Raw genomic sequence first — 15,487 nt, 5'->3', positions numbered from 1 at the left:
TTATTGAAATAAAATTTAACTATTAATAATAAATAAATACCACTGTATCTAACATTACAGTGGTATCTTTTTACATTCTAATATTTCCAGTTGTTCTTGGGTATGGTATTACATCTCTAATATTTTCAATTCCTGTGACATACATTACTAATCTTTCAAAACCTACCCCAAAACCTGATGACATGATATGACCATATCTACGAAGATCTAAATATCATTGTAAATCTTCTTGATCAATATTTAATTCATTTACTCGTTGCACAATTTTATCATAATCGCATTCTCTCTGGCTTCCTCCTATTAATTCTCCAATACCTGGCACTAATAAGTCAAAAGAAGCCACTGATTTATTATCATCATTTTGCTTCATGTAAAATGCCTTAAAATCTTTTGGGAAATTTATAACAGCAATCGGTCTGTTATAAATTTTTTCAGTTAAATATCTTTCGTGTTCAGTAGCTAAATCCAGTCCATATTTAATATCTTTATTTTCAAAAATATCTTTAACTTCAGCAAGTTTACTTATAGCATCTTGATAATCTACGATTTGAATTGGTGTTTCAATAAATTGATTTAAACGATCCAATAATCCTTCGTGTAATGAATCTAGGAAACTAAATTCTTTTTTATGTTTGCTTAAAGTATTTCTAATAATTACTTTAAGCATATCATCAGCTAAAGCAATGTTATCATTTAAATCATAAAAAGCCATTTCAGGTTCTATCATTCAAAATTCAGCTAAATGTTTTTTAGTGTTAGATCTTTCGGCTCTAAAGGTAGGTCCAAAAGTATAAATTTTTTGCATTCCTAAAGCATAACTTTCCCCGTGTAATTGACCTGTCACTCCTAAAGTTGCTTTTTTATTTTTTCCAAAAAACGGCTCAAGACTAGATGTATCAGAAACATTAAATGTTTCGCCAGCTCCTTCGCCATCATTGCTTGTAATAATAGGACTTGTTAAATAATGAAATTCTTTGTTTATAAAATATTTATGGACTTCGTGAGCTAAAGTAGAGCGAATGAGCATAACACATCTCAAAAGTGATGTACGGTGTCTTAAGTGTGGCAGATCCCTTAAGGTTTCAAGTTTAATTTCTTGGTTTTGAATTGGATAATCTTCATCAACATTTTTATATGCCACCAATTCACTGGCGAGTAATTCAATTGGTTGTGGAGAATTTGGCGTTGCATTTAAAGTTCCTTCAATTATAACAGCAGCTCCAGGTCGTAATGAATCAAGTATGTTGAAATCAAAATTTTGACTTTTAAAAACTACTTGTAAATTTTCAATAGTTGAACCATCATTAACTTCTAGGAAACGTATTTTTTTGTTTCCTCGGTTTGATGAAATTCATCCTTTTACTTCAACATTAGTTCAACCATCATAAAAAACTGGTTTTAATAAAAATGATTTAATTGAATCAATCATGAATACTCCTTAATAATTTATTTATATTTCTAAGTGTTTTTATATTATAACACTTTTATATTAATTTTTATTGTGAATAAATGATAATTAAAAGTGTGTTTTTGGATGGTAAAATTTAATTATGGTTAATGATTTTGGTTTTGGCATATTAAATCTTGACAAATATAGCAATGAAAGTAAATAGAAAATAAATTTTAAATAATTTATAAATTGTTAGAGTTGATTAATGATGCACTATGTTCTTTTTAACCAAAAAATAGATTTTTAGCTGGAATATGTTATAATACTAAGACAAGAAAACTTAAATTTTATAAATATCTGCCCCCCCCTATTAATAAAAAGATTTTTATTAATAGGGGGGGGCAGACTCTTAAAACTAAAAATATAAATATTTAAAAGGAGGATATAAAGATGCTTACTAAATTAAAAATATCATTAAAAAATATTAATTACAAATTATTTCTTGCTTTATTGGTTACTGGTTTAGCACCGATAATTTATACTACTTTAAGAGTATTTTGACTAGGTAACTTACCTGGCGAATGATCATATAGTATTGCAGGGCAATTATCTTGAGTTAATTTAATTTATGAAGTTATAAATGAAGCGATTATTTTGCCGTTATTTTATTTTGTAGGTAATGTTTTATCTAACAAAAAGGATTTTACAAATCGCATGAAAACTGGACTGCTACTAACTTTTGGAATCTATAGTATTTTATCATTAATTGTAATAGGTGGTGCTAATCCCTTACTTAAAGTTATGGCGACAAATGAATCAATTATTGATGCTAGCGCACAATATATAAGAATTGAAGCAGTAGCGAATATTTTTGGTGTGTTATTCCAATTTGTTTTGGTTGGTTTAGTCATTTTAGGTAAAAGCAAATTAGTTTATCTTTTAACTGCAGTAAAATTAGTTTTATCTGTAATACTAGATTTATTCTTAGTTTCTAGTTTATCTCTTTCGGCCAATATGGGAGTTAACGGAATAGGGGTTACAAATATTATTGTCAATGCAATATTATTAGTAACAGGATTATTCTTACTTGCCAAAAATGGTGTTAATATTTTCAACAAAGATAAAATGGACTTTAAATGAGCAAAAGAATTTGCAAAAATTGGTGGGATTTCAGGATTTGAATCATTTGTTAGAAATTTAGCATATATGATTATGATTGCTAGAATGGTAAATGTTGTCAATGAACAAGGAACTTATTGGGTTGCTAATAACTTTATTTGAGGATGAATGCTACTACCAATTTTGCAACTAGGTGAATTAATTAAACAAGAAACTTCAACAAACAAAAATGCTGTTAAAAATAATACCTTAGGATATTTTGCAATTACTGGTATTACAATGCTTATTTGAATTATTTTGATACCTGCTTATAAACCATTCATGAAATATGTTTTAAACTTTAGCGAAGTAGATAAACTATTTGAACTAGTAATGGTTTTATTTGTTTTCTATTTATTGTTTGCAATCCAAAATGTTGTTGATGCCACATTTTACGGTTTAGGAAAAACTCATTATATGTTATTTGAATCAGTTGTAACTAACTCTATTTATTATGGTATTGCTTTTATCTTGTATGTAACAGGTGTGTGAGAACCTTCATTAATCGGCATTGCTATTTTATTTGGTGTTGGTAATGCCTTTGATACAGTTGTTTCACTAGGGGCTTATTGATTTTTATTGAAAAAATCTAAAACAAATATTTTAGATGTTCAAAATAATAATTCAAATTAAATACTTATAAAATAAGCACATGGAAATAATTAAGACAAAAATATAGTTAATATTACAGGGTTAAATTATTAAACTTTGCAAAAGAAAATAGCAATAACTAACATGTAGTTATTGCTATTTATTGTTTTTGTTCTATCTTGAATATTTTACATTTGCTTATTGAAAGATTTTTGTAAACGAAAAAATCAATGATATAATAATAGGCAAGATAAGTATATCTAGCGACTTATGTACAAATTAATAGATAAATTATTTAAATCATAAAAAACCAAAGGAAATAATTATGAAATGATATAAATTTAAAAAACCATTATTAATATCTTTAACTATTGGACCGATCATTACAATATTTAATACTCCAGTTCTTGCAGATTATGAAAATGGATTGAGTAAAACTATATCACAAAAAATAGAAAATGTCAATATTAAAAATAATTTATTTGAATCTGTTTTTTGGAAAAGTCACTTGCGAGATATTAACAAAATAATTGTCTTTTAATTTTAACATAAATTTTACATAAAAAATGTATGCGAAAACAGAAAACACGGCAGTGTTTTCTCGGCGGTTTTGCTTACTTTTGTCAAAAGTAAGGCTCCTTTGATTGCAATCAAAGGCGGGGGATTAAAAAAGTTTTTAGGTTATCTTATATTGCCTTACAACTTGCCGATAGTTATTTATTTTATCCATCATATAATCAATTTCTTGCTGAGAGTATTTATCTAGACTTTTTCCTTTGGGAATGTAATACCTAATTAAGCGGTGCATATTTTCTATTGAACCTTTTTGTCATGAACTATATGGTTGGCATTTAAATAATCTTTCGGTTGGAATAACCTGGTGCAATAAGACATTTTCACTACCATTATCAACAGTTAAAGTTTTAATCTCTAAGTTGTGTTTCTTGATTAGTTTGATAAGAGTTTGTTTTGTAGCTTTGGAGTTGCGTTTTGAGAGCATAGCATAAGACATTCTGGTTTGCCGTTCAATTATGGTCACAATACAATATGTATCATTGATTTTACCAATAACGGTGTCTAATTCAAAATGGCCGTGTTCAGAGCGATCATTAATATAAGCTGGAGGTTTTGAAATTTCTGTTGCATATTTTAATGTTTTAGGTTTGGTTTGCTTATTCTTCCTTATGCCATATTTTCCTTCAGATTTTTTAACAATATGGTCAAATTCAAGGAAATAAGGGTATTTTTTGATTATTTTATAAATTGTACTAGGTGAGGGAGCAAATTCATCAGGGGATATTTTTTTAAAAGAATTCACAAGATAGGTAACTGATTTCTTAACTTCTTTTTGCTGCAAATTCTTTTTATTTCTATTTTTATTGTATGTATTAAGCTCACTATACCAATATTTTCTGTAGGCCTTTCATTTCTCTTTAATTGCATCACTTACAAAAAAGAGTCGCGAAAATGAATAACCTAATAAATGTTCGTATAGCTTTGAAAAATTAAGGGTTTTAACACGCATTACTCTTTTTGAGCACTTAGGACAAACATAGCGATTTTGTTTATCTAAACTAAGTGGTCTGCGATTTGTAATAATTCGGATTTTACTTTTTATACTTCGAATGTCTCTATCAAAAATCTTGGCTACTTCTTGGATTGAGAAGCCTTCAGAAAATTCTTGTAAAATATTATAAAGTTGTTCTAGATCGATTTGATCTGATCGTAATTTTCGATGCGACTCAAGAGCTCCTTGCATTTTCAAGATAGTGTTGTAATTCTCTTCAATTTTAAAATGTTGATATTTATTTTCTTTTCGATATTTGTCAAAAACATAAATATATTTTTCTAAATTTTTCATATAATTTTAAAGTCTCCTTCCATTTTTTAAAATTTATTAATACAACTATTTTATTACAAGGCAGACAAAAACAATGTCACATGCAAAAAACTTGCATGTGACATTTCCAATTAATAAATTATTTGAATCGGCTAGTTTATCCTCTGATTCAAATAACGTAAATTTTGGTGTTAATCGTTTGGACATTTTTGCCAATTTTAATTTTAAAGATCTAGATTTACTAAAACAAAAACTTAAAAACAGTTTTAATCATGAATTTCCGTTTAAATATGACCAATATACAGGTGTGTTATCTATAGCTCACCACAAACAAATTGATGATGAGCAATTGTTAAAGTTCACAGTTGAATTTTTAGATAAGAACAGTATTGAATTCAGAAAAATATACAACTTTAATACAAATATTTATTATGAAGATTATTTAAAAACTGGATTTTTACAAAACAACAATTTATCACTTGAAGATACAAGTATTTATGATAACAGATATTATCATTCAAATTGAGCAAAAGAAAATATAAATGAAAATCTATTTTCTTCAGTTGGACTGGACAAAGAAACAAGAACAAGACATTTTAATAGTTTTATAAATAATAAGTTAAGTATTGGTGTCCTAGAAACAGGTGTTGTTGAAAGTCACTTCCCAACTTTTGAATGAAACCGTAAGTATGGAAATGGAATTTGATGACGTAATGAATGATTCTTCGAGGAAAAACATACACGCCATTCAACACAAGTTTCCGAACTAATAGCAGGAAAAAATGGTATTATGCCTACGCTAGGTATTGTTTCTGTTCAAGTTGCTGTTAATTGAAATGGTATTTCTGGAGAAATGAATTTCTTATTAAGACATACAAATATTGTTAATAATAGTTGAGCACACGGTTACATAAGGAAAACTAAGCAAGCTGACCCACAAATGGTGAAGTACAACTGGTTGTCTAAATATTTAGATGATCTAATCTTTAATAATAAAGAATTAATAAATGTTGTTGCAGCTGGTAATTTAAATGGGGAAGGAGTTGATACATTATTTAGCAATGGCCTATCACGTAATAGTATTGTAGTAGGCGCAACTGATATTGATAATTTAGAAAGAAAAACATATTATAGCCAAATTGGTAATAATCTTAATTATGTTTCTGTTGTTGCTCCAGGCGGAAAATATTGATTTAGTGATCTAACACAAATTGTAATTGATGGTAAAAAAATTGACCTTGGATATGATAATGAGGGGACTAGTTTTTCAGCACCAGTTATAAGTACTATTGCAGGAATGTTAAAACAAAAATATAAATCATATTTTGATCAAGGATCGGATTCAATTATCTTTAAATCAGCACTAATAACTGGTTCACGCAAGCCCCAGGGAATAAATTCAATTTATACTAATGAGACAGGATATGGTATTCCAAACTATCAAAAAATTGAACAGGCTATACAATCTTTAATAATTCTTCCTAAAACTGATAAAAGCAATAATTCATGAAATAATTCAAGACAAGTATATTTATCTAAAGGTGATAAAATTCGTGCCTCTTTAGCATTCTTATATAATGGATCAAACGATAAAACTAACATCGATTTTAGAATCAAAGATATAAATGGTAATATTATTGCATCTTCAAATTCTTGAAATAAAAATATTGAAGTTGTAGAATTTACTGTTCCAAGCACAGGATTTTATTGATTTGAAGCGTACAGATCTTCAAGTAACACAAACCCAGTTGAGGTGGCAATTACATACACAAAGGCTCAAAATTAAACTATGGCTTTAAAAATGAGAAAAATTATAAAATATCCACTTCTCTTTCTAGGGTCTGTAGTTTTAATAGTCCCTGTGTCATTATATACATGGTATAGAGTTGAACATAATCAATGGTCAAAAGACAATGAAATTAGTGGTAGTTCTTATTGAAATAAAACAAAAACACTTTGAACTAATGAAGGATCATACCCTCCCTTATTCGTAAAAGATCCAGCGCGGCTATTAAATATGCAAAGTAAATATGATTATTATGAGCCACATAAATACAGCAATAAGCATATTAAACTAGATATAAATAATGAATCTAGCCCTTTAATATACTCATCAGATAATTTAAAAAATAGCACATATATTTTTAAACAAAGCAAGATTTTATAAACTTGTTTTTAAGTGTTAGCAGCGAAATTCACCCTTACCCAAACCAAGAAGTTACTATTAAAAAATTTAAAGAATTATTAGATAAGGTTAATTTTGAAACTCAAGATCTAATTTTATTAAATAATTATAATAGTCCATTCATGCCTGCTCGTGGAGATCGCCGAAAAATAGGTTGAGATATTAAAGAGTATTCATACAATGAAACAACAAAAACGCTTGAAATAGATTGAATAGAAAAATATAATATGAAAAAATATTTCTGAATACCAGAAGAAAATAATTATCTTCTAGATACGGATATTGGGACAAACGATTGATATAGAAGTTTCTTTTTTATTATTAATAAAACAGATATAACTGATTCTAATTCATTAAACATCGAAATGAAATATGATTGAATAAAATAAACATAAATTGATAGACAGGGATTAAATATTTGGAATTTGTCCAAATATTTAATCCCTGTCTCCTTTTTTTAAATGTTTGTTTTAATTCACTTTATCAAAACTCAATAACCTATCTCTATAATATTCATATTGTTTTTGTCTTAAAGATATTTCAGCTGGTAAGCCTTTAGTTAAATCATTTGTTAAGACCGAAAAATTATCTAATATTTCAACAATTTTGTTTTGAATTTGAAGTGGAGGGATAGGAATAATAATATCCTCTAAATCCTTTTTATTTAGTGCTGGCATACATCCTTCACTTACTAATGTTTCTCTAATTTTTTGTTGAATATTTTTTAGGTAATAATATAGAAATTTAGTTAATATTTCATTATCATCTTTGCTTCTAAAAGGATAGCATAATCCACCAGCCCAAAAGTCTTGATCCATGTATTGTATAAATCCAGCATTACCTCTTGAAGCAACTGTTATTGCATCACCATTGTTATTAAATTTATCATAATATCCATAAATAGATGTACCAGAGTTTATAACAGGGTATTTTCCGTTTGGTATTAAATCAGTAGTCTTTAATGTATCTTTAGACAAATTATTAATTAATTCTCCAAGCTTCTTATATTTAACCCCATACCCAAAACTAACTAGTTCAAAACCAAAGACATATTCAAAAAGTTTGGTTAATCCTGGATTATTCTCTCTCTCTCTCTCTCAATATCATTAATATTAAATGATAATAAGAGATCCCTATAATATTCATATTGTTTTTGTCTTAAAGATATTTCAGAAGGCAATCCAATTTTGAGATCATGACAAATTTTTTCAAAGTTGTCTAAGACTTCTGCAATGCGGTTTTGAACAGGAAGAGGTGGAAGTGGAATTGAAAAACCTTGCAAAATTGGCAAAGTTATATTAGGTATTACTGAATTAATTGTAAATTTATAAACATAATCTCTTAAATATGTTTTTAAGTAATGCATTAAGAATAAAGGATTAATATCTTTAAATCCTTGTAAAACATATGTTCGTTGATTAGCATTAAACTTACCTTTATAGTAATGCACATGAGCAAGCTGGCTGCCACTACCAGCAATTATTATTGCTGCGTCATCAAAGGCAAATTTGTCTATTTTATATGGAGTAATATTACATGTATAAAATGGATATAATCCATCTTCAACTTTTTCTTTTGTGTCTAATTTACCTGTTGTTATTGAACATAATTCTTTTAGTGTTTTATACTCAACCTTAACTTTTGAATCATCAAAAGTTAATAATTTATCGCGATAATACTCATATTGTTGCTTACGGTATTTAAGTTCTGTGGTAAGTTCTGTGGTAAGTTCTGTAAAATTATCAAGAATTTTCACAATTTCATCCTGGATCGCGCGGGGCGGCAAAGGGACCTGAATAGAATGGGCTATTGTTGAGCTTTTAACTGTTGGATAACTTTTATCATTGACTAATGTTGCCATGTCAAAACTTTCGAGAGAATAATAAAGAAACCTACTATTAATAAGTTTATCATTTGGAATAACAACTGCTAAATGAGAAACTACATAAGAATCAACGGCCAACCTTACTCTGTTATTAAGTAAAGTTGATGCTCCGCTTTTAGGAATTAAAATTGATCCAGCTGGAAAAAGTTTCAATCCTTTTATGCCCTTTTCATTCAAATAATCGCTAATATTTGAAAAATCAACTGATTTCTTTGCTTTTCCAACATCAGAAGTACGGCAAAAAGGATATTTTCCATTAATAAAGAATTTTCCATCTTGTGGTGCTGAATTTCCGGCTGTTACAATTGCAACATCGCTAAGTTTTTTATATTCAACTCCATTAGGACATAATTCTTTAATTAAGTTTTCTATTCTATTCATAATCTTTCCTTATATATAATAATTTAATTTTAACATAATTTATAAATCTTTATTATGGTAAAATTAAAACACTATGGAATTAAAGATGTATAGTTCATTGCAACAAATTAAAGAAAAATATGATCAACTTAAATCTGAGTTAGTTAACCCGGATGTAATTAATGATATTAAAAAATATAATAAAATAAATAAAGAACTTAACTCAATTAGTGATATTGTAGAAACTTTTAATAATTATTTAAATGCTGAATCAAATTTAAAAACTGCTAAAGAATTATTAACTTTAGAAAAAGATCCAGATTTAATTGAGTTAGCAAAATTAGAAATTCAAGAAAATGAGGCTAGTTTAAAACAATTATCAAGTGAACTAAAAATTCTTATCTTACCTAAAGATGAGAATGATGAAAAAGATGTGATTGTTGAAATAAGAGGAGCAGCTGGAGGCGATGAAGCAAATATTTTTGCTGGTGATCTTTATAAAATGTATTCAAAATGAGCTGCACAAAATAATATGAAAATAGGTATCTTAGAATCATCAAGTGCTGAATCCGGAGGTTTTACATTAATTACTTTTTCAATTAAAGGAGAAAAACCTTATTCAAAATTAAAGTTTGAATCTGGGGTGCATAGGGTGCAAAGGGTTCCAGTGACAGAAACTAAAGGTAGAATTCATACTTCTACTGCAACAGTGACTGTTATGCCTGAAATTGATGAAGATATTGATATTCAAGTTAAAACTGAAGATATTAGGATTGATGTGTTTCGCTCAAGTGGAAATGGTGGGCAGTCTGTTAACACAACTGATTCAGCTGTAAGAATTACTCACTATCCAAGCGGAATAGTTGTTTCATGTCAAGAAGGTAAAAGCCAAATTCAAAATAAAGAAATTGCATTGCGGATTTTGAAATCTAAATTATATGATTTAGAATTACAAAAAAAACAAGCAGAAGAATCTGGTTACCGTAAGTTAGCTGGCTCTGGAGCTCGTAGTGAAAAAATTAGAACATATAATTACCCACAAGATCGTGTCACTGATCACCGTATCAGCTACTCAAGTTCATTAACGTCAATTATGAATGGCAAACTTAATGCTATAATTGAAGCATTATTGACCGAAGAACAAAATTTAAAATTACAGGATTCAAATTTTTAATGCCTACTAAAACAGATTTATTATTAGAAAAAAGAAGATACAATCTAAAACAAACTATATCTTCTTTTGAAGAAGAATTACTAAATAAAGGAATGCCAGTTCAAAAAATTATTGGTTATATTGAAATGGCAAATGTTAAAATTGATCTTTCTCATAATGTCTTAATCCCTCGTTATGAAACCGAAGAACTTATTTTACAAGTTTTAAATGATCATACTAGTTCTTCAGATATAAAAGTACTTGATTTATGTACAGGATCAGGTTTTATTGGCCTTGCTTTAAAAAAAGCTAGGCCAATATGGGATATTACATTAAGTGATATTTCAGTTGAAGCAATTAAACAAACTAAAATTAATGCTCAAATAAATGATTTACATGTTAATATTTATCAAAGTGATTTATTTAAAAATTTAAGTAATAACCTTTTTGATTTAATTGTTTGTAATCCACCATATTTATCACATGATGAAAAACTTGATAAATCTGTTTTAAATTTTGAGCCTCATAATGCATTATTTGCTAATGATGATGGCCTTGAATTTTATAAAAAGATTATTAACCAAGCTCCTAATTATTTAACTAAGAACGGATTAATTTATTTTGAAATTAATCCGTTACATTATGATTGGTGGGTAAGGTTAACTAATAAATACCATATTGAAATAATCAATGATATTGCAAATTTACCTAGAATAGTTAAATTGAAATTTTAAAATTTATTAATTGGAAATGTCACATGCAAGTTTTTTTGCATGTGACATTGTTTTTGTCTGCCTTGTAATAAAATAGTTGTATTAATAAATTTTAAAAAAATAAAGGAGACCTTAAAATTATATGAAAAATTTAGAAAAATATATTTGTGTTTTTGACAAATATCGAAAAGAAAATAAATATCAACATTTTAAAATTGAAGAGAATTACAACACTATCTTGAAAATGCAAGGAGCTCTTGGGACACAACGAAAATTACGATCAGATCAAATCGATCTAGAACAACTTTATAATATTTTACAAGAACTTTCTGAAGGCTTCTCAATCCAAGAAGTAGCCAAGATTTTTGATAGAGACATTCGAAGTATAAAAAGCAAAATCCAAATTATTACAAATCGCAGAGCACTTAGTTTAGATAAACAAAATCGCTATGTTTGTCCTAAGTGTTCAAAAAGAGTAATGCGGGTTAAAACCCTTAATTTTAGCAAGCTATACGAACATTTATTAGGTTATTCATTTTCGCGACTCTTTTTTGTAAGTGATTCAATTAAAGAGAAATGAAAGGCCTACAGAAAATATTGGTATAGTGAGCTTAATACATACAATAAAAATAGAAACAAAAAGAATTTGCAGCAAAAAGAAGTTAAGAAATCAGTTACCTATCTTGTGAATTCTTTTAAAAAATTCTCCCCTGATGAATTTGCTCCCTCACCTAGTACAATTTATAAAATAATTAAAAAATACCCTTATTTCCTTGATTTTGACCATATTGTTAAAAAATCTGAAGGCAAATATGGCATAAGGAAGAAGAAGCAAACCAAACCTAAAACATTAAAATATGCTACAGAAATTTCAAAACGTCCAGCTTATATTAATGATCGCTCTGAACACGGCCATTTTGAATTAGACACCGTTATTGGTAAAATCAATGATACATATTGTATTGTGACCATAATTGAACGGCAAACCAGAATGTCTTATGCTATGCTCTCAAAACGCAACTCCAAAGCTATCAAACAAACACTTGTCAAACTAATCAAGAAACACAACTTAGACATTAAAACTTTAACAGTAGATAACGGTAGTGAAAATGTCTTATTGCACCAGGTTATTCCAACTGAAAGATTATTTAAATGCCAACCATATAGTTCATGACAAAAAGGTTCAATAGAAAATATGCACCGCTTAATTAGGTATTACATCCCCAAAGGAAAAAGCTTAGATAAATACTCTCAGCAAGAAATTGATTATATGATGGAAAAAATAAATAACTATCGGCAAGTTGTCCGGAAATATAAGATAACCTAAAATTTTTTTAATCCCCCGCCTTTGATTGCAATCAAAGGGGCCTTACTTTTGGCAAAAGTAAGCAAAACCGACGAGAAAACACTTTCGTGTTTTCTGTTTTCTCATACATTTTTTATGTAAAATTTATGTTAAAATTAAAACGCAATTATTTTGTTAATATCTCGCAAGTGACTTTTCCAAAAAACAAAATTTTAAAATTAATATAATATATATATATATATATTATTCTGGTATAATATAATGAGAAGTAAATAAAAGAAAATAATGTATAAATATTTATATAAGTAAAGGAAGTATATGAAGTTTAGAAGAAAACATAAAATAGGTTTATTAGTTGTATCTGGAGCTCTTGGAGCAACTACTATTTTTACAACTATTCAATCATTACAAATTGATGCTCAAAATAGATACAAGTATAACATCCAACAAGGAGTTAATACTTTTTTAGATAACGATAAAGCTGATCCAAAGAATTCACTCCCAAATGCTTTTGATGATAATTTAGATCGCAAACCAGAAGAAATTAAACCAAGTCCACCTTTAGAAATTGACAAACCAGTTATAATTGTTCAAGATCCTCCAAAGATTATTGAAGATCCTAAAGAAGAAATTAAAGAAGAGACAAAACCTGAAGATCCTCCAAAAATTGAGGATGATGTTGTGCCAGTGCCTGCCCCAGTTCCTCCAGTTGAAGAACCAGTTCCGGCTCCTCCTGAGGCTCCTGTGCCAACTCAACCAATTAAAGTTGAACCAGAACCTAAACCTGAGCCTGAATATCAAAGAGTACAACGTAGAGAAAAAAGAGAAATTAACCAAGGTGGAATTAAATATCTTGCCGAAATTGATGTTTTAAATCCGCCTAAGGATGAAAAATATGATATAAATAATGGAATTGCCAACCGTATTCCATACCAAAATGAATTTGAAGAGATTGTATCAATTACTGGTGCTTTAACTGAAGAAAACATTCGCCTTAGTGGTGTTATTGCTGCAAGAGGAGCTAAGAAAAATGATTATATTTTTCAGAATAAGGGTGTTGGTTATTATGATTTATTCCATGATGAAAATCAAGACATTGAAAATTTAAATGCATACTTAGCTGGAGATGGTGGAGCACCTGAGCAATTAGGTAACTTATGAGCACGTTATGAAAGATTATTGCAAAATAAAGAATTATTAAGAACTTTTGTTGATCAAACTGGTTTTGCTAACTTTGACAGATGGTGAGATGATCCAAAAATAGTTGAATGAAAACCATATAGATCAAATGATAAAATTCGTGTTCCTTATGGTAGATTACTTTTATTAATGCATATTGACCAAAGCAAAATCACTAAAGTTAGTGCAGAAGTGCAGCGTCAATTACAAAATGGTTTTGTTATTCCAGAGGAATACACCCAAACTTGAGTAAATGAAAAAGGCGAATGAGAATCATATACTTTTAGCCCACCAATTAATAATGTGCAACGTCGTTATACTGAAGATAATAAATTTAAGAAAGTATTAGGTAATAATTCGCAATGGCCAACCAGAAATTCCGATGATATTAAACGTGGTAAATATTACAATTGAGATGATCGTATTTTAAATCAAGAATTTATTAACAAAGGATATGGTGATTTAATAGGTGGTTTTCACGGTATCACAATTACTAAATATACAAGACGTGAGGAAATTCAAGGTGTTAACCGTACAGAAGCGACCGTTGTTGAAATTGATGTTGAACAACCAAAAGCTTACCAAAATGCACTTGCTTTAATTGAGAGACTAAAAAAAGATGGTTATGAAATTACTGGATATCGTTTCAAAAATATTGGTTTAGTAGGTGCAGATCAAAATATGGATAAAATTTTTGCTGCTTTACCGACAAAATTACCTTTATTAGAATTATTCTTTGCATCTAAGAATACTTCTGCAATTAGGTTTATTAAAGATAAAGAAATTGATGAGCTCGCAATGTATACGGACCAAAAATTAAATGGTAATGCTAACGATTGAGCAATCAACCCTTGAGCTTTAAATAAAGTTGCTTGAGTAAATATGAATGATTACAATGTTAATTGAGCATACTTAAATAGTCAAGAAAGAATTTATACTCGTATTACCTTTGATAATTTATCATTTGATGAAGAAGATGTTAAAAATGAAAAAGGTGATTATGACCTTAAAAAAGTTAACTTAGGCTTAAGAATGGCATATTGAACCAGAAACAATGAACGAATTTTCCAAGGTGGTTGAGGTAGTGGAACAAAGCCTGATTCTGGAAGAGATGGAAACTCATGGCCTCTTGGTGTAGATTTTAGCTATGCACCAAGCGTTAAAACCTTAGCAGGAATGCAGTTTCACGATATTTTAGGGAATAATTCCTCAAAACGTAGATTAAAACGCATTAAACTATACAATAATTCTGATACTTGAGAAGTATCAGCTGCCGAAATGAACGTGGCTCAATTTAGTGAGATTTTAATTACTGAAGGCCCACAAACTCCTGACGATCGCTCAAAAATCTTCTTTAGTAATGGTAAAAGTACTAAGAAAATTAAATTCTTCTCACTTGATAAAACTAATGGTGATACATTAACTGGAGCTGGTATCGCTAACTTACGTACATTAATCAATTGAAGCGATGGAACATTTAACTCAAACACAGAAATTATTGTTGAAACAGGACAAAATAAAATTCTTCAAGCACTTAAAGGTGCTGGCTTTAATGCCCGCTTCGAAACTGAAGATGATCAATATGAAGTAATTTAGTAAACAAAGATCTAAAATATCTGGAAATATTTCCAGATATTTTTTATTATATATAAGATTTAATTTAAATATTCAAAAAATGATATAATAAAAATGTCTTATATATTACGCAAGGCAAATTAAGTTATTTC

General features: G+C 28.6%; 13 protein-coding genes. 9 read left to right on the top strand and 4 right to left on the bottom strand.

Annotation, left to right across the window (positions count from 1 at the left end; genetic code table 4):
* Positions 1–70: 70 nt before the first annotated feature.
* Entirely contained in the window at positions 71–1,429 is a 1,359-nt protein-coding gene (gene asnS / locus AC0B4T_RS02300; protein WP_465102966.1) for an asparagine--tRNA ligase, read from the bottom strand.
* A 411-nt stretch (positions 1,430–1,840) separates the two neighbouring features.
* Here asnS and AC0B4T_RS02295 point away from each other — a divergent pair, with 411 nt between their 5' ends.
* Positions 1,841–3,181 (top strand): MATE family Na+-driven efflux transporter, encoded by a 1,341-nt coding sequence (locus AC0B4T_RS02295; RefSeq protein ID WP_465102965.1) that lies wholly within the window; start codon positions 1,841–1,843, stop codon positions 3,179–3,181.
* 283 nt (positions 3,182–3,464) lie between these two features.
* Positions 3,465–3,680 carry a hypothetical protein gene (locus tag AC0B4T_RS02290; protein ID WP_465102964.1) on the top strand — a complete coding sequence of 72 codons (216 nt, stop codon included), beginning with the start codon at positions 3,465–3,467 and terminating at the stop codon, positions 3,678–3,680.
* A gap of 135 nt (positions 3,681–3,815) precedes the next feature.
* Here AC0B4T_RS02290 and AC0B4T_RS02285 read toward each other — a convergent pair whose 3' ends face one another.
* Complete coding sequence (locus AC0B4T_RS02285; RefSeq protein WP_465102963.1) at positions 3,816–5,000, bottom strand: IS30 family transposase; 1,185 nt, start codon at positions 4,998–5,000, stop codon at positions 3,816–3,818.
* Between the two features lie 73 nt (positions 5,001–5,073).
* On the opposite strand from AC0B4T_RS02285, the gene AC0B4T_RS02280 reads away from it, so the two are divergent.
* The 3 genes from AC0B4T_RS02280 to AC0B4T_RS02270 all read left to right on the top strand — a co-directional run bounded on the left by AC0B4T_RS02280 (position 5,074) and on the right by AC0B4T_RS02270 (position 7,553).
* The gene (locus AC0B4T_RS02280; RefSeq protein WP_465102962.1) at positions 5,074–6,765 is read left to right on the top strand and encodes a S8 family serine peptidase; all 1,692 of its coding nucleotides are present in this window, start codon (positions 5,074–5,076) and stop codon (positions 6,763–6,765) included.
* A 75-nt stretch (positions 6,766–6,840) separates the two neighbouring features.
* The gene (locus AC0B4T_RS02275; protein WP_465102961.1) at positions 6,841–7,146 is read left to right on the top strand and encodes a hypothetical protein; all 306 of its coding nucleotides are present in this window, start codon (positions 6,841–6,843) and stop codon (positions 7,144–7,146) included.
* A 2-nt stretch (positions 7,147–7,148) separates the two neighbouring features.
* Positions 7,149–7,553 carry a hypothetical protein gene (locus AC0B4T_RS02270; RefSeq protein WP_465102960.1) on the top strand — a complete coding sequence of 135 codons (405 nt, stop codon included), beginning with the start codon at positions 7,149–7,151 and terminating at the stop codon, positions 7,551–7,553.
* A gap of 81 nt (positions 7,554–7,634) precedes the next feature.
* On the opposite strand, the gene AC0B4T_RS02265 is transcribed toward AC0B4T_RS02270, so the two are convergent.
* Both AC0B4T_RS02265 and AC0B4T_RS02260 read right to left on the bottom strand, forming a co-directional pair.
* A complete protein-coding gene (locus AC0B4T_RS02265; protein WP_465103277.1) occupies positions 7,635–8,234 on the bottom strand; it encodes a restriction endonuclease subunit S in 600 nt (199 codons plus the stop codon).
* Positions 8,231–9,430, bottom strand: a complete 1,200-nt coding sequence (locus tag AC0B4T_RS02260) for a restriction endonuclease subunit S (protein ID WP_465102959.1) — start codon at positions 9,428–9,430, stop codon at positions 8,231–8,233. Before AC0B4T_RS02260 ends, AC0B4T_RS02265 begins: the two co-directional genes overlap by 4 nt.
* Before the next feature lie 73 nt (positions 9,431–9,503).
* On the opposite strand from AC0B4T_RS02260, the gene prfA reads away from it, so the two are divergent.
* The 4 genes from prfA (at position 9,504) to AC0B4T_RS02240 (ending at position 15,356) form a co-directional block, all read left to right on the top strand.
* The gene (gene prfA, locus AC0B4T_RS02255; RefSeq protein WP_465102958.1) at positions 9,504–10,583 is read left to right on the top strand and encodes a peptide chain release factor 1; all 1,080 of its coding nucleotides are present in this window, start codon (positions 9,504–9,506) and stop codon (positions 10,581–10,583) included.
* Positions 10,583–11,296 (top strand): peptide chain release factor N(5)-glutamine methyltransferase, encoded by a 714-nt coding sequence (gene prmC / locus AC0B4T_RS02250; protein WP_465102957.1) that lies wholly within the window; start codon positions 10,583–10,585, stop codon positions 11,294–11,296. Before prfA ends, prmC begins: the two co-directional genes overlap by 1 nt.
* A 121-nt stretch (positions 11,297–11,417) precedes the next feature.
* Positions 11,418–12,602: an IS30 family transposase gene (locus AC0B4T_RS02245; RefSeq protein WP_465102956.1), complete on the top strand. Its 1,185-nt coding sequence runs from the start codon at positions 11,418–11,420 to the stop codon at positions 12,600–12,602.
* Positions 12,603–12,899: 297 nt separating this feature from the next.
* Positions 12,900–15,356, top strand: coding sequence for a putative immunoglobulin-blocking virulence protein (locus AC0B4T_RS02240; RefSeq protein WP_465102955.1), 2,457 nt, complete (start codon positions 12,900–12,902; stop codon positions 15,354–15,356).
* Positions 15,357–15,487 lie beyond the last annotated feature (131 nt).

Source organism: Mycoplasma sp. 10961 (genome assembly GCF_055523525.1).
This window is presented reverse-complemented; position numbering and strand designations above follow the sequence as displayed.